Origin of the sequence: Xaviernesmea rhizosphaerae, assembly GCF_001938945.1 — a bacterium.
GTDB classification, from domain to species: domain Bacteria; phylum Pseudomonadota; class Alphaproteobacteria; order Rhizobiales; family Rhizobiaceae; genus Xaviernesmea; species Xaviernesmea rhizosphaerae.
The window spans coordinates 89,987-111,580 of the sequence record NZ_MKIO01000041.1; the positions used below are offsets into that span (position 1 = coordinate 89,987).

Sequence of the window (21,594 nt, forward strand, 5' to 3'; positions counted from 1 at the left end):
ATAGGCTCGGCGCGAAAACAGATCGACGGGGGTTGATGATGGGGATGGCGCAGGGGGTGCGCGGCACGGCGCGGGCGCTGGGGGCGGCGCTTGGGATCTGGTTCATGCTGGCGGCGGCAGCGCCGGCAGCTGACAGCACAATCACCGTGATCGTCAAGCCGGGCGATAGCGATGCGGCGATCGCCGAGGCCATGCGCGCCGCGGCCGCGACCGGTCTGCCCGTGCGCGTGGAACTGTCCGACGCGGATGCGAGCAAGGCCCCGACCGCCTCGCCGGCCGCAGCCGATGCCGATGCCGATGCACCCGCTTCCCAAACAACGTCGGCCACATCCCCCGCAGCAGCGCCCGCGTCCGGCAAAGCTCCGGCCGCAGCGCCTGCGCCGGAAGCAGCGGCGCCTGAGACCGCATCGGCGGCCCTTGGCACCGGTCTGGATGCCGGCGCGGCGCTGGAGTCGCTGAGCGAGAACCTCGGCACCAGTGTCGGCGCGGCCTTTGCCGGCGTCGACCGTCTCGACGATGTGGCGGGTGTCGTGGCGGCGGAGATCGCCGCCAGCGGGCATTCTCCCGGTGGCATCCTTCTGGCCTTTCTGACGACGCTTCTGGCCGCAGGCCTGCCGGCGCTGGCGCTGAAGCATGGCCTGCTCCGGCTCTTCCGGCCCAAGCTGGAGGCGCGCGATGCCCTGCAGAAGCTCCGGCGGGCCGGGGGGCGGGCGCTGATCGCGATCGCCGCGCTGATGCTGTTCACCGCGCTCGCCTATCTCGTTCTGCAGCGCCTGCTGCCGCGCGACACCGTGATGATCGCGCTGGCGCGGGCGCCGCTGGTCACGGTGGCGATCGGCCTCGGCTACGGCATTCTCGCGAGCTTCCTTTTGTCCCCCCGCCATCCGGCGCTGCGGCTGCTGCCGATCGACCGGGCGCGCTGGCATTGGTTCATGCTGGTCAGCTATGGCACCATCAGCGCGTTCCTGACCGAATGCGTGCGCTTTGCCGGCCGCTTCGGGCTGGATCGCACGGCGATCACCGGCGTCATCCTCATCGGCGGCACGGTTCTGACCCTGCATAAGCTCATCTGGTTCATCGGCGGCCGGCGCGAAATCCGCGCCGCCTTTGCCGGGCCGAATCCGGGGCCGCTGCGCCGGGCGATCGCCTTCGGCCTGCCGGAATTCTACGCGCTCAGCGCCGTGGTGCTCTGGCTCGCCGGTGTCTTGATGCTGAACGGCGATCATCGCGGCGCCTTGGGGCAGGCCTTTTCCGCAACCCAGGCCATCCTGGTGATCCTGCCGATCCTGGCTTTAGGCATGCATGCGCTCATCGGCGTGATCGGCAAGCGCCGGGCCGAGGCGCGCGCCGCGCTCGACACGGCCGTCACCACCAATGTCGCGCTTGAAGCCGCGACGATCCGCAGCCTGCAGACGGCGCTGGCGGGCGTCGTCTGGCTGGTCGGGCTGAATTTGGTCGTGGGGCTCTGGCGCCCGATCCTGTCCGGTCACGACAGGCTGGGCATGCTCGCCTTCCTGGAAACGGCGCAGCGCTTCAGCTTCGCGGTGGTGGCCTGCTGGGTCGGCTGCAGCTTCCTGTGGGGCATTTTCGAGGTCTACAGCCCCACGCCGCGCAAGGCCATGCCGGGCAGCGAGGACGAGCTGCCGCCGGTGCAGGCCAGCCGCCTTTCCACCGTGATGCCCGTCATCCGCAATCTCGCCTTCGGCGCCACGCTGGCGATTACCGTTCTGGTGGTGCTCTCCTCGCTCGGCATCGACGTGGCGCCGCTGATCGCTGGCTTCGGCGTGCTCGGCCTCGCCATCTCCTTCGGCTCGCAGACGCTGGTGAAGGATATCGTCTCCGGCATTTTCTTCATCGCCGACGATGCCTTCCGCGTCGGCGAATATGTCGATACCGGCAAGCTCAAGGGCACGGTGGAGCACATTTCGCTGCGCTCGCTGCGCCTGCGCCATCAAAACGGCTTTGTCCACACCATCCCCTTCGGCCAGTTGCAATCGGTCACCAATTTCAGCCGCGACTGGAGCACGATCAAATTCCAGCTGCGCTTCGATAAGGAGGCGGATCTCGAGCTGATCCGCAAGACGGTCAAGAAGGTGGGTCTGGCCATGCTGGAAGACCCGGAACTCGGGCCCGAATTCCTGGTGCCGCTGAAGATGCAGGGCATCCAGGACGTGACCGAGACCTCGCTGATCATCCGGCTGAAATTCACGTGCCGGCCGGGCCAGCCGACGCTGATCCAGCGCGCGGCAATGAAGCGGCTGTTGCCGGCGCTGCGCGAGGCGGGCCTGCAGCTGGCCTCCAATGCCGTTGTTGTGCGCGGCGGCGAGGCGGCAGCCGATCTCAGCGGAGCGGCCGCCGCCAGCCGCTATGGCATGCAGGAGAAGCTGCTGGCGGAAGCGGAGGCCGTGGCGGAGAAGCGGTGAGGCGCGGCGCGATCTGTGCGATTTGTCGCCCGCCCCTCGCCCTATCGCTGGCCGTCGAACTGCCGGATGAAGGACTGCGTGACGCGATCCGCCAGTTCCTTGTGAATGTCGGAGCGCGGGCGCGTCCCGCCGTCGGCGCACAGGGCATCGGGGTCGCCAAGCGACCTCAGGATTTTGGCGCCGTCCGGCTTGCACTCCGGCAGAAAGCTGAAGTGAACGGCCTGCGGGATATGGATCAGCGATCCGTACGGGGTAAGCCTGGCGAGATCGTCCGCCGCGACCGAGACAGGGACCTTGCCAGCTTCGCCCTGATTGACGAAGAGCAGGGGAATGTCGATAGCTTTCAAGCTCTGCGGATCGAAAGCCCGCGCCATGGAGGGATCGACGAGCACGGCAAAGCGCACCCGGGCATCCCGGTTTGACTGCTCGTAACGTGTCCTGTCGACCGTGCGCAGATCAAGCGGTTCAACAGTCACTTCCGCGCCGCTGACAAAGCTGCGGCGTCCGGCAAACCAGACGCAGTCGGCCATGTCGGGAAAAGCCTCGCAATAGCGCGCATAGGCTTCAAGGCTGACGCGTCCACCCACCAGATCGAGCACTGCCGCACCCCCGAGTGAAAAGCCGAGGGCGCCGACCTGATCGGAATTGATGAAGGGATGCCATTGCGGATCAGCGCTCAGCGCGGTGAGAACGCGCGAAAGATCCTCTGTCCGCTCCCATAGTTTGGGCGTATCCGCCGGTGTCGAATCCCCGCTGGTTGTGCCCGGATGATTGGGACCAGCAACGATAAAGCCAGCCTCGACCAGGGGCTTGGCAAGCCAGGCCATGGTTTCCACCCTGGCGCCCGATCCGTGAGAGAGGAGGATCAGCGGATGTCGGCCTGCGGCAGGGCTGGCACCGACAAAGGCCGGCGTTCCGGCAAATATTCTGCTGTTTCCCATCAGCGTTTCGGCGCCCCCGGCTTCGGCAGGATACCAAATGGTGACGGACAAGGCTTTGCCGCGGGCTGGCGACTGGACTTCGATTTGTCGGACACCGACCTGCTCGGCGGCCAGCACCGGCAAGGCCGAGACGAGGAGCAAGAAGGCGGCGAGACTGTGTCTCCAGGTTTTCATCAGGATTTTCCATAGGGTCGAGGGAGGGACGATGGTGAAACGATGACAGGATCATAGCGTTTGATTTGTGCGTCCTGCGTCCTGGATCAGGTTTCGAGACGTCCTCGATCGCGATCTGATCCCTGCCCAGCTCCTGGCCTTGCGCGTCCTGTTGCAATGGCTTTCGGCTGGCCCGAAAGGGCCGCGCGCCGGATCGACGGCTATGGTGGTCCAGCGCGGTGGGGATGATCACCGCGCGGCGGGCGGGGTGGCGTCCGGCGGCCGCGGGCATGCTTTGCTGAACACTGTGTTTCCCGCCCTTCCGCTCCGCCCGGCGCATCCTCATGTTATGGCCAGAGCAAGACAGGACGGCGCGGGTCGCAAGCACCGGACCGGGCGCCCGAAAGGGCGCCACGGCAAGGGCGAAGACCGGGGCGCCCGTATAAGGATATGACGCATCATGAAGAAAATCGGTTTCCTCTCCTTCGGCCACTGGTCGCCCTCGCCCCATTCCGGCACGCGCTCGGCGGGCGATGCCCTGCTGCAGTCGATCGATCTGGCAGTGGCTGCGGAAGAGCTGGGGGCGGATGGGGCCTATTTCCGCGTCCACCATTTTGCCCGGCAGCTCGCCTCGCCCTTCCCGCTGCTGGCCGCCGTGGGCGCGCGCACCCGCAAGATCGAGATCGGCACGGCCGTGATCGACATGCGCTACGAAAACCCGCTCTACATGGCCGAGGATGCCGGCGCGGCCGACCTGATTTCCGGCGGCCGGCTGCAGCTGGGCCTGAGCCGCGGTTCGCCCGAGCAGGTGATCGATGGCTGGCGCTATTTCGGCTATCAGCCCGATGAGGGCAAGAGCGACGCCGATATGGGGCGCGGCCATGCCGAGGTGCTTCTGGAGGTGCTCAAGGGCCAGGGCTTCGCCGAGCCCAATCCGCGGCCGATGTTCCCCAATCCGCCGGGCAAGCTCCGGCTGGAGCCCTATTCCGAGGGCCTGCGCGAGCGCATCTGGTGGGGCGCCGGCTCCAATGCCACCGCTGTCTGGGCCGCGCAGAAGGGCATGAACCTGCAGAGCTCCACCCTGAAGGACGATGAAACCGGCGAGCCCTTCCATGTGCAGCAGGCCGCCCAGATCCGCGCCTATCGCGAGGCCTGGAAGGCGGCGGGCCATGAACGCAGCCCGCGCGTCTCCGTCAGCCGCAGCATCTTCGCGCTGGTGGACGACCGCGACCGCGCCTATTTCGGCCAGAGCGGCAAGGATGCCGACTCGATCGGCTATCTCGATGCCAGCACCCGGGCGATCTTCGGCCGCTCCTACGCCGCCGAGCCCGAAAAGCTCGTGCGCCAGCTGGCCGAGGACGAGGCGATCGCCGAGGCCGATACGCTGCTGCTCACCGTGCCGAACCAGCTCGGCGTGGACTACAATGCTCATGTGATCGAGGCGATCCTCAAGCATGTGGCGCCGGCGCTCGGCTGGCGCTGAGGCAAGTGCATCGGACTGAAACCAGAGGCAGTCCGATGCTCCATTTTTCTCTCTTTTGCACCGGCTTCCTCCGAAAGCCGGTGCCCCTTTTGCGCGCCATGCCGTGGAGCGCTATCCGACCTGATCGAACCAGATCGGCGTGCCTCAAGCCTCTTTTTTTAAAGCACAATCTTATCGATCTTCGTTTCACTCGGATCAGATTTTGCTCTAGAGAGGGGATGAGGGAACAGCGCGGGATCGATCATGGGTAGCGTCTCCATCTGGCATTGGCTGATTGTTTTGGCGGTTATATGCCTGCCGCTGGTTTTCGCCTTCCGCCAGGCCCCGGCCGGACCCAATCGTTTCGGCCCTGCCCCCGGCCGCCCCATGGGGCTCTACGACGCCGTCGAGAGTTTCTTCCGCAACTATGTCACCTTTTCGGGCCGGGCCAGCCGTTCGGAATTCTGGTACGCCTATCTCTTCCTCTTCATCACGACGGTCGCCATCTCGCTCGCCGACCAGAACGGCATCGTCGGTAGCCTCTGGTCTCTGGGCACACTTCTGCCCGCTTTCGCAATCGCCGCACGGCGCCTGCACGACATCAATCGCAGCGGCTGGCTGCAGCTCCTGTCGTGGCTGCCGCCGATCGGCTTTATCGTCCTGCTCGTCTGGTGGTGCACGCCGCCCAGGGACGCTGCGGCGAATGAAAGCGATGCGCAGGGTGTGGCGACGCCGCCGGCCGGCCTTTCGCTGAACCAGCTCGAGCTGATCGAGCGCCTCGCGAGGCTGAAGGACAGCGGGGCGATTTCCGCCGAGGAATTCGAGGCGGAAAAGCGAAAGCTTCTCGGCGGACCTTCGGTTAGAGCATCGGACTGAAAAGCGCACGCATTCCAATGCTCTAATTTTTTGTTTTTGCATCGGATTTTTCCGAAAACCGGTGCCCACTTTTCGGTCCGATGCTCTAAGGGCTGAGCACCCTCATCGCCGGGTGACGGCAAAGAGCTTGCGCAAGGGTTCCTCGCGCAGCGCCCGGCCGATCAGCACCAGCCGGCTGCGGCGGTCCGCGCTCGGCCATCGATCCAGCGGCAGAGCGGGGCAGAGCTTTTGCCCGACCATATGGACGACCTCCGGCCGGTCCGGCGCATCGCTATAGGCGACGATGCCCTTGGCCCGCAGCAGCGCCATCTCGCCGCGCTGGCCGGTGGCGAGCACATGCAGGAAGGCGGAAAAGCCATTGCGGTCGAGCGGGCCGTCATGCGTGAGGCTGAGCGAGACGATCCCGCCATGGCGATCGCCCGGGAGAGACGGCGAAGAAGGCGCGGCGTGTGACGCGGACAGCGCGCCGCCCTCCCCGGTCGCACGTGCTTCCAGCGCCAGCCAGCCGGCGACATCCTCGGGCTTGCTCGCCGCCTGATAGGCCCCGTCGCGCAGAAGCGCCGCCAGGTCGAAATCCGCCTCCGCCGCGACATGCAGCCCTGCGGCCGGATTGAGCGCGGCGAGCTCGGCCAGCCAGGGGTCGGCCGCGGCGCGGCCACCCTTGGTCAGCACGATCTCGTCGGCAAAGGCGAGCTGCTTCCAGCATTCGAAATGGTTCTCCAGCGGCCCCGCGCCATGTTCCAGATCGAAGGCGGCGATGACGCGCGCCAGACGAAAGCGGCGGGCCACCACATGATCACGCAGGCCGAAGGCCGGAAGCGTGCCGGGGATCAGGCCGGCCACCACCGGCGCGGGATCGGCCAGCCCCGTCGTTTCCACGATCACGCGGGAAAAGGCCGCACCACTCCCCTTGGCCCGCTCTTCCTGCAAGGCGAAGAGCGCGCCGCGCAGATCGCCCTGCACGGTGCAGCAGAGGCAGCCGGAGGCGGTGATCGTCACCCGCTGCGCGCCATGGCGCACCAGATCATGATCCACCGGCACCGCGCCGAATTCATTGATGATCACTGCGCTGTCGGCAAAGCGTGGGTCCGCGAGGATCCGGTTGAGCAAAGTGGTCTTGCCGGCGCCGAGAAAGCCGGTCAGCAGGAAGAGGGGCGTGGCATCAGCTCTTTGCACCGGGCCGGAAGTCGCGTCGGCGGCGGGCGCCGCTCGGCTCGCCTGCTTCACCCCGCTCTTGCGCAGCGGCCAGATCATGCGGCGGCCTCGCCATCCAGCATGCGTTCGAGATCCGCCGTGGTGACCTCTGCGATCGGGCGCTCGATCTTGAAGGTGCGGCTGGGGCCCGATGGCGGCAGAAGACCGATCACGGTCTCCACATCGGGGCAGCCCGGCTCGGCGCAGGCCACTTCGTTGACGACGATGAGGACGTCCTCCGGCAGGGCCAGGCGCGCGCGCAGCCAGCTGCGAATGCGGCTTGTCGCTTCGGCCGCGCGCGGGCGGCGCGGCGCCAGAGGATTGACGAAAGCGCTCATGGATCAGGTCTCGTTGCGTGGGATCATCGCAGGCGCCGGCCAAGCGGCGCGCCCTCCCCTCCTGCCGATGCAGACAGGGCCGGGGAGGAAAGAAGGTATAACATTACGTTCCGCATTGACGGATGTGATAACATAACATATCTGAGGGTCAAGCCGGAACGGAAAGCGCCGCCGGCGCGATGCGTCCCCTGCCGTCCGGCAGCGGGAAACGGCCGCCGAAGACCGTGAAGGACCGGCAGCCGGGCATCGAGCCGAAGGTGACGAACAGGCAAGGATGGGCCGATGAGCCAGCACGCCAGACATTGCGACCACGCGGCGCAGACCGAAGCCCGGGACGATGCCGCCCTGCGGTTTCGCGATCTGACGCTGGGCTATGGCGACCATGCGGCCGTGCACCATCTCGACGGCACCATTGCCCGCGGCGCGCTGATGGCGATCGTCGGCGCCAATGGCTCGGGCAAATCGACCCTGCTGAAGGCAGTGGCCGGCGTTCTCAGGCCCATGTCCGGCCGGATCGAGCGCTCCTCCGGCCTTCGCGTGGCCTATCTGGCGCAGCAATCGGAAATCGACCGCAGCTTTCCTGCCCGCGTCCTCGATCTCGTCTCCCTCGGCCTCTGGCCCAAGCGCGGCCTGCTCGGGCGCTTTCGCGGCGAGGACCGCATCGCGATCGCCACGGCGCTGTCCGCCGTGGGGCTGGAAGGCTTTTCCGACCGTCCGATCGACTCGCTCTCGGGCGGGCAGTTGCAGCGCGCGCTCTTTGCCCGCGTGCTGCTGCAGGATGCCGACGTGATCCTGCTCGACGAGCCGTTCAACGCCATCGACGCCAAGACCGTGCGCGATCTCGTGAGCCTGATCCACCGCTGGCACGGCGAGCGGCGCACCGTCGTGGCGGTGATGCACGATCTGGCACTGGTGCGCGAAACCTTCCCTGAAACGCTGCTTCTGGCGCGCCGCGCGGTGGCCTGGGGCGAGACGGCCAAGAGCCTTTCGGCCGAAAACCTCCTGAAGGCCCGCAACTTCGCCGAGGCCTTCGACGACAGCGCGCCCTGGTGCGAGCCGCAGCGCGCCTGAGGTCTCCGCCATGTATGATCTCCTGATCACCCCCTTCGTCGATTACGTGTTTCTGCAGCGGGCGCTGGCGGGCTGTGTGCTTCTGTGCATCAGCTCCGGCCCGGTCGGCGTTTTCCTGATGCTCCGGCGCATGAGCCTGACGGGCGATGCGCTGGCCCATGGCATCCTGCCGGGCGCGGCGGTGGCCTTCCTGTTCTTCGGGCTGGAACTGGCGCCGATGACCATTGGCGGCCTGGCGGCGGGCCTGCTGCTCGCCATGCTGGCCGGCGCGGTCTCCCGCCTGACCCTGCAGAAGGAGGACGCGTCGCTCGCGGCCTTCTATCTGATCTCGCTTTCGGCCGGCGTGCTGATCGTCTCCATGCATGGCTCGAATGTCGATCTCATGCATATTCTCTTTGGCTCGGTGCTGGCGCTGAACGACCAGGCGCTGACGCTGATTGCCGGCATCTTCGTGGTGAGCACGGTGGGGCTGGCGCTGTTCTGGCGCGGGCTGGTGGCCGAATGCCTCGACCCGCTGTTCTTCCGCTCGGTCAGCCGGCTGGGCACGCCGATCCACTTCGCCTTCCTGTTCATGGTGGTGCTCAATCTCGTCGGCGGCTTCCAGGCGCTGGGCACGCTGCTTTCGGTGGGGCTGATGATGCTGCCGGCGGCGAGCGCCCGCTTCTGGGTCAACCGTGTCGGACCGATGTGCGCGCTGGCCATCCTGTTCGGCATCGTCTCCTCGGTGGCCGGCCTGCTTCTGTCCTATCACGCGGCGCTGCCCTCCGGGCCCGCCATCATCCTGTTCTGCGGCGGAATCTATGTCCTGTCGATCCTGGCCTCGCCGCGCGGCTTGGCTGTGACCTACGGCCGACGAACGCGTCCGCATCGCGCCACCTGAGTTTTCACCCGATCGCCCTCCTGATCCGATTGCGCCCGTGATCGGACAAGGAAGACGTGCGTCCTTACTTCCCTCCCAAGCCCTGTCATGAAAGGAGAACCTCATGCACAAACGGCTTCTCACGCTTGCGCTCGCTTCCGCCGCGCTGGCTCTTCCCCTGCATGCTGCCCAGGCCGCCGATGGCCCCTTGAAGGTCGTGGCGACCTTCTCGATCCTCGGCGATTTCGCCAAGCAGGTCGGCGGTGACCGCATCGCGCTGACCACGCTGGTCGGCCCCAATGGCGATACCCATGTCTACGAGCCGAAGCCGACCGACGCGGCCGCCATCGGCAAGGCCGATGTCGTGCTGGTCAACGGCCTGGGCCTGGAAGGCTTCATGAACCGGCTGGTCGAATCCTCCGGCACCAAAGCCGAGATCGTCACCGCCACCAAGGGCGTGAAGCCGCGCGAAATGGAGATCGACGAGGACGAAGGTCACGGCGACGAAGCGCATGCCCATGATGCCAAGGCCCATGACGCGAAGGCCGAGGCGGGCAAGAAGGAAGAGGCCCATTCAAGCCACCACCATCACGAGGGCACCGACCCGCATGCCTGGCAGAATGTCGCCAATGCCGAAATCTATGTGAAAAACATCGTCGATGGCTTCTGCAAGGCCGACAAGGCCGGCTGCGACACCTACAAGAAGAACGGCGCGGCCTATGAGGCCAAGCTGAAGGAGCTCGACGCCGAGGTCAAGAAGACCTTCGCCGCCATTCCGAAGGACCGCAAGACCGTCATCACCACCCATGACGCCTTCGGCTATTTCGCCGCCGCATATGGCCTGAAATTCCTGGCGCCGGAAGGCCTCTCCACCGATTCCGAAGCCTCGGCCAAGGACATTGCCGAGCTGGTCGAGCAGGTGCGCCACGATAAGGCCACCGCGATCTTCCTGGAAAACATCTCCGATCCCCGGCTGATGCAGCAGATCGGCCGCGAGACCGGCATCACCCCCGGCCCGGAACTCTATTCCGACGCGCTGTCCGACCCCTCGGGCCCGGCCGCGACCTATCTCGACATGGTCCGCTACAACACCAAGACCATCGCCGCGCAGATCTCGGGCAGCTGAGGTCTTGCGACAATGGGCTGATCGCTCGGCAGGCGGATGCCTGCCGGCGGTCGACAAAGCTTGACGCGCCGCGCGACGGAACTATGCCTGGCGCGCGACCTTATACCAAGTGTCGATGATAGGGACCTATAGGACCTATCATCGACACTTGGTATTACCCTTTGGCTGAAGGGCCTGTGCCGCCTCGGCAAAGCGGGCAATCGCCAGGCAGACGCCGAAGATCTGGCAGGCGGCGCCTGCCGTTTCCGCCCAGGTCGGCCGCCGCATCTCGTAGATCAGGCCATAGGCCATGCCGAACACGGTTTCCGCCACGATCAGCTGCGCCGCCAGCGCCAGGGGAAGACGGCGCGCGGCCTCCGACCAGAAGACAGTGGTGAGAAAAGACCCGGCCAGCCCCATGAGCAGCGACCAGAGCACGAGGGATCCAACCTCGGCATCGCTGAAATGGTGCCCGCCGGAAAGGCTGGTCCAGGGCAGGAGCACGAGCGCGCCAATGGCGGCACCCAGCCCCTGCAGGCATGTCCAGGCCAAGGGCTCCGGCGGGTCGCCCGCCTGCAGCACCATGGCGTTCAGCTGCGCATAGGCGATCCAGATCGCGAGCGCCAGGACGGAGAAGGCCAGCCCGGCACCCGTCATCGGCTGCATCTGCGTGCCTGTCTGTGCCGCCGTACCCAGTTGAACGAGGATGAGACCGATCAGGATGAGGCCGAGAGGCGCCAGCAGGCTGCGACGGCTGAGGGTCTGTGACCGCCTGTGCGCCAGCCAGGGCAGGATGACGGGCATCAGGCCGGTGATCAGCGGCGGCAGCACGGCACCGGCCGCGTTCACCGCCCGGGCGACCGCGAGGAAATAGCCGATATAGCCGGCGCCTCCGAGCAGCAGACCCAGAAGCCGGCGGGAGGGCGCGATGTCCAAGAGGGCGCGACGGGTTTTGCCCCGCAGCAGGAAGGCGAGCGAGGCCAGTCCGAAAACGCCATAGCGGGCGACAGCCAGATCCAGCGGCGTAAACGGCGCGACGGCGCGCGGGGCGACGAATGTCAGCCCCCAGAGCGCACAGGTGGAAAGGCCGAAGAGAAGGCCTGCGAGCATGACCGGGCTCCTTTGAAGAGAGACGATGCGGAGCAGGAACCGGGCCGGCGCATGTCACCGCCCGTCACCGCGCTCCGATCCTCGCAATCCGCACTGCGCATTTCCATGGAAAGCCAAAGGCGCAATCGCTAGTCTGCCCGCCATGACCAAGGCAAAACCACACCATGACCTTCGATCCGAAAGAGCCCCTATCGATGAGATCGATGCGCAGCTTCTTCGCGCCTTGAACGCGGATGCGCGTCAACCCTTGAGTGCCCTGGCCCGGCAGGTGGGGCTTTCGGCGCCGAGTGTTGCCGAACGCGTCCGCCGGCTTGAATCCAGCGGCATTCTCGCCGGCTTCACGGCCGAGATCGACAATCGCGCGCTCGGCTATTCCCTCTGCGCCCTGGTGCGCATCCGCCCCTTGCCGGGCAAGCTGCACATCGTCGAGCGCCGGATCCAGGACATTCCCGAAATCATCGAATGCGATCGGGTCACAGGGGACGACCCGTTTCTGGCGCGCATGGTGGTTCGCTCCATCGAGGAGATGGACACGATCCTCGACAGCCTCTCCCATGATGCCGTCACCAGCACGAGCGTGATCAAGGCGCAGTCAGTGAAACGCCGTCTGCCACCGCTGCGATAGCCGGCGTCTTCGACCCGGACAGCCAACGCCACGCCGAGGCAGCGGACATAGACAATCGGAGGAGTCCTACCCCGCCAGCATCCGCGCCAGCAGGAAGCCGGAGCCCGCGCCGGTGCCGGCGCCCGGCCAGGTGGCGGCACCGCACAGATGCAGGCCGTCGACCGGCGTCCTGTAGCGCGACCAGCCGGCCACGGGGCGGAACAGGAAGTTCTGGTCGAGCTGGTGCGAGCCGCCGAGGCTATCGCCGCCGATCAGGCAGGGGTTTTCCCGCTCCAGATCGGCGGGCGAGACCACGAGTCGTCCGCGGATCTTGGCGGAAAGGCCCGGCGCATAGGTCTCGATCAGCGCCATCACCCGGTCGGCATAGGCTTCCCTGGCTTCGGCCCAGTCGGTGGCGGCGATGATGCCCGCGGCATCGCCCTTGATGACGGCCGGCAACACCCGCACCTGCACCCAGAGAACATGCTTGCCCTCAGGCGCGCGGGAAGGATCGATCGCGGTCGGCTGCCCCACAACCAGCACCGGCTCGGCCGGCAGCAGCCCGGCGATCGCCTCGGCATAGACGCGGTTCATCATGGCGAGGTCGGGCGCCAGATGGACATAGGCATAGCGTGAAAGCTCCGGCGCGCCGCGCCAGTCAGGCAGGCCGTCGAGCGTCAGATGGATCATCATGGCGCCGGGCCCCGCGCGATAGCGCCTGATGCCTTCGCGGTAGCGCGCCGGAATCGGCGCGGCGGCCGGCAAAAGCCTGTCGAAGACGAGCCTGGGGTGGAGATTGGCGATGACGGCGCGCCGGGCGGTTAGCTGCCTGCCATCGGCCAGCCCAACGCCGGTGGCCCGTCCACCCTCCATCACGATCTCGCTGACCGGCGCGCCCAGATGCAGCATGCCGCCCTTTTCGCGCAGAAGGCCAGTCATGGCGCGGATCATGCTGTCGGCCCCGCCGGCGCCGATCACCATGCCGAAGGCCTGGGTCGCCATGGTCTCCAGATAGGGAAACAGCGCGCCGCCGGCCGTGTCGGGCGCAAAATCGAGATGCAGGCCCCAGGCCGCCATCATGCTCTTCAGCTTTTCGCTCTTAAAATGCCGGTCGAGAAAGCCGCGCGGTGAGGACAACAGCAGCTGGCCGAGATCATAAAGCCGCGCCAGACCGCCGGCACGCAAGGCCTGCCAGAGCGCACGCGCGCCGGCGAAAGAGGGCATGGGCGCGCCTAGAATGCCGAAGAGCGGCGGGGCAAAAGCGCCGAAGCCGTCGCTCATCCGATCCCAGGCCTCGGCATCGTCGGCCGAAAGCGCGGCGATTGCCGCGCGCGTCCTGGCGCGATCCGTTCCGACGCCGAGATGGCTACCGTCACGAAACAGGCTGGCGAAACTGTCGGCCGCGGGCACGAAGCCGAGGCCATGCGCGGCCAGCGCTGGTCCATAGGTCTTGTGAAAAGCGGAACCGGCGAACATCGACAGATTCATGGCGCAGAGATCGTGGCGAAAGCCCGGCTCGATCAGCTCGGCCGTCTTCACCGCGCCGCCGGCCACATCCCGCGCCTCCACGACCGCCACGCTCCAGCCGCGGCTTGCCAGATGGATCGCCGCCGCCAGTCCATTATGTCCCGCGCCGATCACCACGGCATCATAGTTCGACATGGTCTTGCCCCCTCGACCGCTGGTCCGGCCCCGGCCCGGCATTCTCTGGCCGGGTTGCCGGGGCTTTTGCTTTCCAATGCATGGACACGGCCCTTCCAATGGCGGGCGGGGAGCGGGAAACGGCCGCTGGCCCGACGCCCGTCATGGCCTTCCGTCAGCATCAAGCAGCGATGCTAGCAGAAAAAAACCGCTGCTCCAGTAAAATGATTTATGTTTAAACTATTTTCAGAGCGAGGTTTGTCGATGGATGCATTCCCATGTTTCGAGCTGGTACGCGCGCTGCCGCGCAATGCGCCGGGTAAGCCTGTCGCAAACAGAGCATTGTGGATTTGCCGACCGGAACGGCCCGGCATTTTCTGCGACTTGACCGGATTTTGCGCTGGCGCCTGCCTCAAACCGCCACTAGAGCATGATCCGACCGGAGTGAAACGGGGATCAGTACGATGATGCTTCCAAAATAGAGCTTGGGGCGCGCCGATCTCAATCATGCCGGTTGGCATGCGCTCCAGGCACGCGGTGCTGACGGCACGGTCGCAGGCTTCAGGGCACCGGACCGAAAAGACGTGCAGGCTTTTCGGATCGCCATCGGTTTACGCTGCGCCGGCCTGGGCCCTTGAAGAGGGATAGAAACAGCCCCCGTGCCTCGGCACGGTGTGGGGACCAGCAGGCATGCGCAAGGAGGACGGGATGGAAAACGGCTTTTCAGGGGAAGTTCTCGGCGAAGCGGATCGTCCGGGCACGCGCTTGCCGAGCCTTGGGGAGATCGGCCTCAACAATTTCGCCCCCTATATCATGAACCGCGTCGTCGCCCGGTGGAACGCCAATCTGGCCGAAGAGCTGAAGACGCGCGACATCAGCACGGCGAAGATGCGGGCCCTGGCGGTGCTGAGCGTGTCCCCCTCGCTGACGATCAACGAGCTTTCCGTCTTCGCCGTGATGGAGCAATCCACCATGAGTCGCACGGTGGACGCGCTGGAGGAGCAGGGCCTGATCAGCCGCACGCCGCGTGCCGGCGACATGCGCGTGCGTGACGTGGCCATTACCGAAGAGGGCCGCGCCTTGTTCGATGCCCTCTGGCCGACCATGTATGACGGGTTGAAGAAGATGTTCAACGATATCGACGACGATGAATATCGCGCCTTTCTCACAACGCTGCACAAGATCCTGCGCAACATCCGCAAGCATGACGTGTAATTTCGTATCTTGGCACATCGAAACTCTCCGCTGCAACGCAAAAGGTTTGAAAGCAGCGGGTCTATCTCGTATCCTTTTGTTAAGGCCATCTTGAAACACGAAGGACTGAATAAGGCGCTTGGTAAGGGCCTGATGATAGGACTTCGCCTTGATACGCCGGTTCGATCAAAATGAACGGCGTCAGTTTACGGCGGGAGCCGGCAGGATGCGCATTGGAAAAAAGACGCCTGGTCGACAGGCGCGCTCGGTCATCTGGGCCCTGATCATCGTTCTCGCGATCGCGTTTCTCATCGGCGCTCTGGCCACCCGCGTGGTCTCGACCATGGGCGAAGCGGCGGACGAGATCGATTCCGACCGGTCCGTCGATGCGGTCGAGGCCGCCGTGCTTTCGGTTACCGCACGGCTGGCGGAAGCCAACCGGGACAATGCCATCTGGGATACGTCCTATACGGCGCTTTCGCCCGAAGCCGTCTCATCCGGCGCGGCCGCGGACTGGATCGACCGGACATGGGGCACGGCCAGCGCCGACTATCCGCTTTATGACGGGGTGATCGTTCTCGATGGAGAGGGCCGCCAGGTTGCAGCCTTCTTCAAGGGCAAGCCCTTTGCCGCCGAACAGGCTTTAGGCTCGGACCTGCTGACCCAGTCCAGGGAGGCGATGCGGACATCCAAGAGTGCGGTCGCCAGTTTCTATCTCAAGGATGCGCAGGCCGGCTGGCAGGTCGCGCTGATCTCGACCCTGGCGATCCAGCCTGAACGGCCCGAGCGGGACAGGCCGCCGCGCTACACCTTGTCCTTCATCAAGCTGTTCGATGAGGTTTTCCTCCACGAGATCGCGCAGAGTTTCCAGGTCAAGGATCTTTCGCTCGCCGTTCAGCCGCGCCCCGGCTTTCTGTCGGTGGCGCTCAACGACTGGCAGGGCAGGCCGGTGGCCTATCTGCTCTGGCCGCCGCTCCAGCTGGGCGCGGCGCTTTACCACCGGGTCGAGCCGGTGCTTGCGGGCATTTCCGTCCTGTTCGTCCTGTTCGTGATCGTGGTGGTGGCGGCTGCGGGTCTGGAGGTGCGGCGGCTGCGCCAGCTGGCCCAGGCGGCCGACCATGACGCGACCCATGACGAGCTGACCGGCCTGCTGAACCGCAGCGGACTGATCCGCGCGCTTGCGCCGGGGCAGCGAGGCGTTCTGCATCTGATCGATCTCGACGGTTTCAAGGCTGTCAATGACAGCTGGGGCCATGCGGTGGGCGATGCGCTGCTGCGCGAGGTCGGCGCCCGGCTGACAGCGTTCGATCCCGGCAGGATCAGCCCGGCCCGGCTGGGCGGCGATGAATTCGCGCTCGTCCAGAAGGACGGCGCCGACCCGGCCCTCATCGGCAGGGAGATCGTCGCGCTGCTGGCCCGCCCCTTCCGCATCGGCGCGCGGATGATCGAGATCGGCGCCAGCATCGGCTTCGCCACTGCCGACAGCGCGCTCGCACCCCTCGAAATCATCCGCCGCGCCGACATGGCGCTTTACCGGGCCAAGGATGCGGGGCGCGCCCAGGTGGTTGCCTATGATGACGAACTGGACGCCGACCGCCAGCGGCTGGCGGGCGAGGAGGTCGCGCTGAAGCGGGCGATCGAGGGCGGCGAGATTGCCGTGGTCTACCAGTTGCTCTTTTCGGCCCAAAGCGGACGGCCCACGGGCGTGGAGGCGCTGGCGCGCTGGATGACGCCGGCCGGCATGGTCGGTCCGGATCGATTCATTCCGCTCGCCGAGCGCGTCGGCGTGATCGATGCGTTGTTTAAAAGGGTGATGCGCCAGGCGCTGGAAACGCTCGCGCCCTGGCCCGATCTCGACCTGTCCATCAATGTCTCGCCGATCCAGCTGCGCAATCCCGGTTTCAGCGCCGAGGTTCTGGCGTTGATGGCCGCGGCCGACTTCCCCGCGAGCCGTCTGATCCTCGAGATCACCGAGGGCGTGCTGCTCGACCAGCCGGAACGCGCCCGGCGCGCGATCGACAAACTGAAACAGGCCGGCGTGCGCTTCGCCATGGACGACTTCGGCACCGGCCATACCGGCATCGGCATGCTGCGCAGCTTCGGCTTCGACACGCTCAAGGTTGACCGCACACTGATCGCCAGCGGCGACGATGCGGTGTTGACGGCCACCATCAAGCTCGCCGCGGCGCTCAGCCTGCCGGTCACGGCGGAAGGCATCGAAACCGAGGCGCAGGCGCAGACGGCCCGCTCCGCCGGCTGCGAGCAATTGCAGGGCTTTCTGCTGGCCCGGCCGCTCGACCGCGCCAGCCTGGACAAGGTGCTGGCCGAAACACTGGAACCCGGCGCAGCGCCCGCCGCCAGGACCGCAGAGGCAAACCAAAGTGATATGACCGCCGCCTGACAGTCTGTTCAAGACTTGCTGTTGGTCTGACGAAAAGGGTGATTTCGAGAATCGGACCGCAGCGTATGTAAGGCACATGAGCATCGGAAGCGCAGACATTGCCGTTTGCAGGCGGCCAACGGCGATTCTCGGACAGACTGTGAGACTTCGACTGCTCGAAGGCCCGAGGCTCTGGAACATTATCCGGTGTGATTGCGTGAGATCGGCGCTCAAACGGGCGCGCACGTGGCGACGTGGCGGGCTGAACAAGCGATGGAGCATTTCCTGAGATCGTCTCCCGGGAAATGCTCCAGCAGGGTCAGGCAGCCAAGTCATAACTCTTCACGCCATCGCTCTTCAGGACGCTGCCTTTCTGAACAGCGGCCCTTCAGCGTAGGCCGTGGCGAAGGCTACCTTACTTGGTCACGGTCTCGGGCTTGGCCGGCGTGGCGGCGGCGTTCTGGTTGGCGGGCGCGCCGGCCTTGGTCTGGTGGGCGGCGACCGGAACGCCGGTGACATCGACGATATCGAAGCGCATCCGATCTTCGGTGCCCTTCAGCAGGGCGTTGGCCTCATAGAACTTGCCGCTGTCGATCATCGACGTGGCCTGCTGGATATCGCTGACGGTCTTGTCGAGCGGCAGGACGGCCATGGTGAAGTTCACATCGACACCGGCGAGCTTCAGCGTGTCGATGGCGCCCTTGCGATCGCCCTTCTGCACGCTGTCATTGGCCTTCTTGATCGCATCCGCCTTGGCCGGGGTCGAGACGAAGTCCTCGCCGAGCGTCAGCTGACCGTCGATCGGCAGCCAGGCGATCTCCTTGGCCGGATCGTCGGTCACGGTCTTTGGCGCGGGCTTGGTCTTGTCGGCGATCTGGTTCAGCTTGGCATCCAGCTTGGCCTCGGCCTTGAGATAGACCGCATCATCCTTCTGGGCCTTTTCGATGGCCGCATCGGCCTTGTGGATCAGCGTCTTGGCCTGCTGCGGATCGGCATTGAAGATCGCCAGCCGCGCGGCATGCACATCCTGGATCGCCTGCGCCCCGTCCTGCGACAGCTTGCCGACATCCTTGTCGGCCACGCGCTCGGCGGCAACGACAGGCGTGGTTTCCGGCTTGATCGCCTGATCCGCTGCATAGGCGCCGCCAACGGCGGTGGTTGCGAGAAGAACGGCGGCAAAAACATGATGGATCTTCATTGTACTTCTCCTGATCAATTAAAGCATGGAAGCGAAAAACCTGCACAGGCCTTTCTTTAATCCGATGCAAAGCAGAACATAGAGGATCGAAACAATTCCGATTTTTAGTCCGATACTCCAATGCAGCGATGTTTTTGAAATCTATTCGTCATCGTGCACAGCCATATAACACCCGGCTGCGGAAGATGTTGCGTTACAAATACGTTAAATATAAATTACCGGAAGTTCATCTTGGGGCGACGGTGGCGGCCGTTACAAGTCTGAGGGGACAAGCGACCAGAAGCCATATTTGCGGCCATGGACCTTGCGCAGCTGGGCCATGTAGGCGCGATGCGGTGGCATGCCGGTCGCCGCAAGGGCGTCCGCGTCGAGCCTGTCCTTGAGGGCATCCAGCACCGCCAGGAAGATCGCGGCCTGGTCATAGACCTGCGAGCGGCTCCTTGCCAGGATGTCGTCCACCAGCGCGCGATAGAGCACCGTCGCGGCAAGGGGATGCTCCTCGGCCAGTGCATCGGCTGCGGGTGCCAGCAGGTCGAAATTCCGTCCATCCCAGCGCCGGTCCTTGGCCAGCACCAGCTCCGCCGCCTTGTCCAGCCGCGGCCAGACCACAAGGAAGGCAAGGCCCAATTCAGGCGGTTTGACGTTGAAGGCATGGGCAAAGGCTCTGTCCAGCGCCTCGAACTCCTCGAAGTCGCCCAAGGCCGCGATGTAGTCGCGCAGGATCGCCGGATCCAGTTCGGCCTCGAAGCGCGCCCAGCGTAGCGCCTGCGCCGCCGGCTTGTCGCCGAGGGCCGTCAGGATGCGCGCCTCCAGCTGCGCGCGAACGATGCTTTCGGGATGCGGCGGAGCGGGTGCCATATCGGCCAGATCCTGCCGCCGGACGAAGCGGATGCCCGTCTCGCGCGGCTTGCGCAGCCAGTCCAGCGCCTCGGCGAAGCGGCCGGCATCGAAGAGCAGCTGCGCCATGGTGAAGCCATCCTGGCTCGCCGGCGACTTCATCGCCTCCAGCGCCACCAGCGCATCGAGGTCGCCGCGCGCCCGGGCCAGGAGCTGGCGCATCAGCAGCCGACGGTCGGACTCCCAGGCCGCCACGCCCTCACGCTTTGCCGCCGCCGGAGATTTCGGTGCAAAGCGCTGATCCCAATCCAGGAGCGCCTCTGCCGGCAATGTCGGCGCAACGGCTTTGACGATCTGCAGCAGATAGCCATAGCCATCATCCGACAGGCGCGCCATGATCCGCTCCGGCAGGCGCCGCCGGTCTTCGGCCGGCAGCTTGGCCGCAAGCTCCGCCAGCGTCTCGATCGCCTCGAGATAAATGGTGGACACCTTGTCGCTACTGTCGTTCAGGCGATCAAACACGCTTTCATGGCTGGCGATGAAGCGCAGCAGCCGATCCGCCCCTATGGTCGGTGAGAGCGGCGCCAGCTGGTCGACGATCATCACCCGGATCGTATCGAGATCCTGGGCAAAGCTGCGCGCCCGGCGCCAGCTGATGGTGCTCTGCGCCCGCTCGAGCGACGCAAGCCGGGTATCGACAAGCTTGGCCACGGCCTCGGGACCCTTGACGCCGGCGAGCGCCGCCTTGAGCAGCTTGCGGAAGCCTGGATTGCGCTCCGCCTCCCCGGCCACCAGCGCCGCCAGCTTTTCCACGCCCAGCTTGGTGATGGCGTCGATCTTGACCACCGGCTTGCCTGCCATGACATTCCTCCTGCCTTGCACCGGCCAACCTTGCCCGCCTGCATCGCCTTTCTGTTTGCCAGCAGAGGAGCGCCGGCCGCAAGCCTCGCAAGCGCATTGAGAATGGCCTTCGGACAAGCCACCTCAAAAATCCGCGCTCAGGGCAAAAACCTTTTCCCAAACCGCACGTCTCGGGAAACAAATAAACTCTATAATGATAGGTGATTATTCTAGCCTGTGTTCATGATCCCGCGGCAAGGTCGCCGCAGGCATTGGGAGACGAACGCGATGGCATGGACCCGACGAACCCTTGGTGCGGCTCTTTTCAGTTTTGGCCTGCTCATGGGCACCGGCGCGGCCGATCTTAGCCTGCTGGGTGTCAGGGCAGAAGCCGCCAGCATGAAGGAACTGCGCATCGGCTATCAGAAGACCGGCCTGCCTGTGATCGCCCGCCAGCAGCAGGTGATCGAGAAGGCGCTGGCGCCGGAAGGCGTGTCGGTGCGCTGGGTGGAGTTTTCCGCCGGGCCGCCGCTGGTGGAGGCGCTCAATGCCGGATCGATCGATCTTGGCTGGACCGGTGACGCCCCGCCGATCTTCGGCCAGGCGGCCGGTGCAGCCATCACCTATGTCGCGGCCCTGCCCTCCAATGGCGCGGGCGAGGCGGTCTTCGTCAAGCCTGACAGCGCCATCAAGAGTGTCGCCGAGCTGAAGGGCCACAAGATCGGCGTCGGCAAGGGCACCAGCGCGCACAATCTGCTGGTCGCCGCACTTGAGAAGGCCGGCGTGGACTTCAAGGACATCACCCCGGTCTATTTGAGCCCGCCCGACGCGGCAGCCGCCTTCGCCTCCGACAAGATCGAGGCCTGGGCGGTCTGGGATCCCTTCTTCGCCGTGGCCGAGACCCGCTACAAGGTGCGCGTGCTGGCGACCACGGACAAGACCCTGGATGTGAAGACCTATTTCCTCGCCAATCGCGGCTTTGCCGCCGAGCATCCGCAGGAGATCGTCACCACGCTTGGCGCGCTGAAGCAGGCGGCCGGCTGGGCGGATTCCCACCGCGACAAGGTGGCCGAGGCCCTGCATGAGGTGACCGGCGTGCCGCTGGAGGCCCAGACGCTGGCCGCCAACCGCACGCAGTTCGGCATCGAGCCGATCACGCCCGCCATCATCGAAAGCCAGCAGGCCACAGCCGACCGCTTCTTCCGGCTTGGCCTGATCCCGAAGAAGATCACGGTGTCCGAAGCGGTCTGGACACCGCCCGCCGGCAACTGAGCCGTCTGCGCGGCGAAAAGACGAAGCCGGCAGGTGCGGGGCCCCGCCCTGTCGGCCTCGCCCACCGCCCGAGACTGAACGACCCGAAGTCCCAAG

At 65.7% G+C, this 21,594-nt stretch carries 17 protein-coding genes; 10 read left to right on the plus strand and 7 right to left on the minus strand.

Features of this window, described 5'->3' with window-relative positions; translation table 11 throughout:
* Window positions 1-38 precede the first annotated feature (38 nt).
* Window positions 39-2,423: a mechanosensitive ion channel family protein gene (locus BJF92_RS21430; protein WP_143524145.1), complete on the plus strand. Its 2,385-nt coding sequence runs from the start codon at window positions 39-41 to the stop codon at window positions 2,421-2,423.
* A gap of 41 nt (window positions 2,424-2,464) precedes the next feature.
* On the opposite strand, the gene BJF92_RS21435 is transcribed toward BJF92_RS21430, so the two are convergent.
* Window positions 2,465-3,481 carry an alpha/beta hydrolase family protein gene (locus tag BJF92_RS21435; RefSeq protein WP_342585807.1) on the minus strand — a complete coding sequence of 339 codons (1,017 nt, stop codon included), beginning with the start codon at window positions 3,479-3,481 and terminating at the stop codon, window positions 2,465-2,467.
* Window positions 3,482-3,977: 496 nt separating this feature from the next.
* Between BJF92_RS21435 and BJF92_RS21440 the strand changes: the two genes are divergently transcribed.
* Together BJF92_RS21440 and BJF92_RS21445 are read left to right on the plus strand one after the other, a co-directional pair.
* Window positions 3,978-5,000, plus strand: a complete 1,023-nt coding sequence (locus tag BJF92_RS21440; RefSeq protein ID WP_075636783.1) for an LLM class flavin-dependent oxidoreductase — start codon at window positions 3,978-3,980, stop codon at window positions 4,998-5,000.
* A gap of 243 nt (window positions 5,001-5,243) precedes the next feature.
* Window positions 5,244-5,855, plus strand: a complete 612-nt coding sequence (locus BJF92_RS21445; protein WP_075636784.1) for a DUF805 domain-containing protein — start codon at window positions 5,244-5,246, stop codon at window positions 5,853-5,855.
* Window positions 5,856-5,957: 102 nt separating this feature from the next.
* On the opposite strand, the gene BJF92_RS21450 is transcribed toward BJF92_RS21445, so the two are convergent.
* Together BJF92_RS21450 and BJF92_RS21455 are read right to left on the minus strand one after the other, a co-directional pair.
* Entirely contained in the window at window positions 5,958-7,109 is a 1,152-nt protein-coding gene (locus tag BJF92_RS21450; RefSeq protein WP_245294853.1) for a CobW family GTP-binding protein, read from the minus strand.
* Window positions 7,106-7,387, minus strand: coding sequence for a hypothetical protein (locus tag BJF92_RS21455; protein WP_075636785.1), 282 nt, complete (start codon window positions 7,385-7,387; stop codon window positions 7,106-7,108). The genes BJF92_RS21450 and BJF92_RS21455 overlap by 4 nt, the downstream gene beginning before the upstream one ends.
* A 282-nt stretch (window positions 7,388-7,669) precedes the next feature.
* Between BJF92_RS21455 and aztA the strand changes: the two genes are divergently transcribed.
* The 3 genes from aztA (at window position 7,670) to BJF92_RS21470 (ending at window position 10,443) form a co-directional block, all read left to right on the plus strand.
* The gene (gene aztA, locus BJF92_RS21460) at window positions 7,670-8,458 is read left to right on the plus strand and encodes a zinc ABC transporter ATP-binding protein AztA (protein WP_075636786.1); all 789 of its coding nucleotides are present in this window, start codon (window positions 7,670-7,672) and stop codon (window positions 8,456-8,458) included.
* A 10-nt stretch (window positions 8,459-8,468) separates the two neighbouring features.
* A complete protein-coding gene (gene aztB / locus BJF92_RS21465; protein ID WP_075636787.1) occupies window positions 8,469-9,338 on the plus strand; it encodes a zinc ABC transporter permease AztB in 870 nt (289 codons plus the stop codon).
* 103 nt (window positions 9,339-9,441) lie between these two features.
* A complete protein-coding gene (locus BJF92_RS21470; RefSeq protein WP_075636788.1) occupies window positions 9,442-10,443 on the plus strand; it encodes a metal ABC transporter substrate-binding protein in 1,002 nt (333 codons plus the stop codon).
* Window positions 10,444-10,581: 138 nt separating this feature from the next.
* Here the strand turns inward: BJF92_RS21470 and BJF92_RS21475 are convergent, their stop codons facing one another.
* A complete protein-coding gene (locus BJF92_RS21475; RefSeq protein ID WP_075636789.1) occupies window positions 10,582-11,532 on the minus strand; it encodes a DMT family transporter in 951 nt (316 codons plus the stop codon).
* Window positions 11,533-11,674: 142 nt separating this feature from the next.
* Here BJF92_RS21475 and BJF92_RS21480 point away from each other — a divergent pair, with 142 nt between their 5' ends.
* Window positions 11,675-12,157, plus strand: a complete 483-nt coding sequence (locus BJF92_RS21480; RefSeq protein ID WP_075636790.1) for an Lrp/AsnC family transcriptional regulator — start codon at window positions 11,675-11,677, stop codon at window positions 12,155-12,157.
* A 66-nt stretch (window positions 12,158-12,223) separates the two neighbouring features.
* On the opposite strand, the gene BJF92_RS21485 is transcribed toward BJF92_RS21480, so the two are convergent.
* Window positions 12,224-13,798: a phytoene desaturase family protein gene (locus tag BJF92_RS21485; RefSeq protein WP_075636791.1), complete on the minus strand. Its 1,575-nt coding sequence runs from the start codon at window positions 13,796-13,798 to the stop codon at window positions 12,224-12,226.
* A gap of 687 nt (window positions 13,799-14,485) precedes the next feature.
* Between BJF92_RS21485 and BJF92_RS21490 the strand changes: the two genes are divergently transcribed.
* Together BJF92_RS21490 and BJF92_RS21495 are read left to right on the plus strand one after the other, a co-directional pair.
* Entirely contained in the window at window positions 14,486-14,992 is a 507-nt protein-coding gene (locus tag BJF92_RS21490; RefSeq protein WP_075636792.1) for a MarR family winged helix-turn-helix transcriptional regulator, read from the plus strand.
* A gap of 205 nt (window positions 14,993-15,197) precedes the next feature.
* Complete coding sequence (locus BJF92_RS21495) at window positions 15,198-17,372, plus strand: putative bifunctional diguanylate cyclase/phosphodiesterase (protein ID WP_075636793.1); 2,175 nt, start codon at window positions 15,198-15,200, stop codon at window positions 17,370-17,372.
* A gap of 394 nt (window positions 17,373-17,766) precedes the next feature.
* On the opposite strand, the gene BJF92_RS21500 is transcribed toward BJF92_RS21495, so the two are convergent.
* Both BJF92_RS21500 and BJF92_RS21505 read right to left on the minus strand, forming a co-directional pair.
* On the minus strand, window positions 17,767-18,549 hold the full coding sequence (locus tag BJF92_RS21500) for a YfdX family protein (RefSeq protein WP_075636794.1): 783 nt from the start codon (window positions 18,547-18,549) through the stop codon (window positions 17,767-17,769).
* 252 nt (window positions 18,550-18,801) lie between these two features.
* The gene (locus BJF92_RS21505; RefSeq protein WP_075636795.1) at window positions 18,802-20,247 is read right to left on the minus strand and encodes a DUF6880 family protein; all 1,446 of its coding nucleotides are present in this window, start codon (window positions 20,245-20,247) and stop codon (window positions 18,802-18,804) included.
* 267 nt (window positions 20,248-20,514) lie between these two features.
* Here BJF92_RS21505 and BJF92_RS21510 point away from each other — a divergent pair, with 267 nt between their 5' ends.
* Window positions 20,515-21,498 carry a sulfonate ABC transporter substrate-binding protein gene (locus tag BJF92_RS21510; protein ID WP_075636796.1) on the plus strand — a complete coding sequence of 328 codons (984 nt, stop codon included), beginning with the start codon at window positions 20,515-20,517 and terminating at the stop codon, window positions 21,496-21,498.
* The last annotated feature ends 96 nt before the right edge of the window (window positions 21,499-21,594 follow it).

What these genes read in the sequence shown, in the direction of transcription:
- BJF92_RS21430 (WP_143524145.1), top strand. Translation starts at nt 39, where the DNA reads ATGGGGATGGCGCAGGGGGTGCGCGGCACGGCGCGGGCGCTGGGGGCG.
- BJF92_RS21440 (WP_075636783.1), top strand. Translation starts at nt 3,978, where the DNA reads ATGAAGAAAATCGGTTTCCTCTCCTTCGGCCACTGGTCGCCCTCGCCC.
- BJF92_RS21445 (WP_075636784.1), top strand. Translation starts at nt 5,244, where the DNA reads ATGGGTAGCGTCTCCATCTGGCATTGGCTGATTGTTTTGGCGGTTATA.
- BJF92_RS21450 (WP_245294853.1), bottom strand. Translation starts at nt 7,109, where the DNA reads ATGATCTGGCCGCTGCGCAAGAGCGGGGTGAAGCAGGCGAGCCGAGCG.
- BJF92_RS21455 (WP_075636785.1), bottom strand. Translation starts at nt 7,387, where the DNA reads ATGAGCGCTTTCGTCAATCCTCTGGCGCCGCGCCGCCCGCGCGCGGCC.
- aztA (WP_075636786.1), top strand. Translation starts at nt 7,670, where the DNA reads ATGAGCCAGCACGCCAGACATTGCGACCACGCGGCGCAGACCGAAGCC.
- aztB (WP_075636787.1), top strand. Translation starts at nt 8,469, where the DNA reads ATGTATGATCTCCTGATCACCCCCTTCGTCGATTACGTGTTTCTGCAG.
- BJF92_RS21470 (WP_075636788.1), top strand. Translation starts at nt 9,442, where the DNA reads ATGCACAAACGGCTTCTCACGCTTGCGCTCGCTTCCGCCGCGCTGGCT.
- BJF92_RS21475 (WP_075636789.1), bottom strand. Translation starts at nt 11,532, where the DNA reads ATGCTCGCAGGCCTTCTCTTCGGCCTTTCCACCTGTGCGCTCTGGGGG.
- BJF92_RS21480 (WP_075636790.1), top strand. Translation starts at nt 11,675, where the DNA reads ATGACCAAGGCAAAACCACACCATGACCTTCGATCCGAAAGAGCCCCT.
- BJF92_RS21485 (WP_075636791.1), bottom strand. Translation starts at nt 13,798, where the DNA reads ATGTCGAACTATGATGCCGTGGTGATCGGCGCGGGACATAATGGACTG.
- BJF92_RS21490 (WP_075636792.1), top strand. Translation starts at nt 14,486, where the DNA reads ATGGAAAACGGCTTTTCAGGGGAAGTTCTCGGCGAAGCGGATCGTCCG.
- BJF92_RS21495 (WP_075636793.1), top strand. Translation starts at nt 15,198, where the DNA reads ATGCGCATTGGAAAAAAGACGCCTGGTCGACAGGCGCGCTCGGTCATC.
- BJF92_RS21500 (WP_075636794.1), bottom strand. Translation starts at nt 18,549, where the DNA reads ATGAAGATCCATCATGTTTTTGCCGCCGTTCTTCTCGCAACCACCGCC.
- BJF92_RS21505 (WP_075636795.1), bottom strand. Translation starts at nt 20,247, where the DNA reads ATGGCAGGCAAGCCGGTGGTCAAGATCGACGCCATCACCAAGCTGGGC.
- BJF92_RS21510 (WP_075636796.1), top strand. Translation starts at nt 20,515, where the DNA reads ATGGCATGGACCCGACGAACCCTTGGTGCGGCTCTTTTCAGTTTTGGC.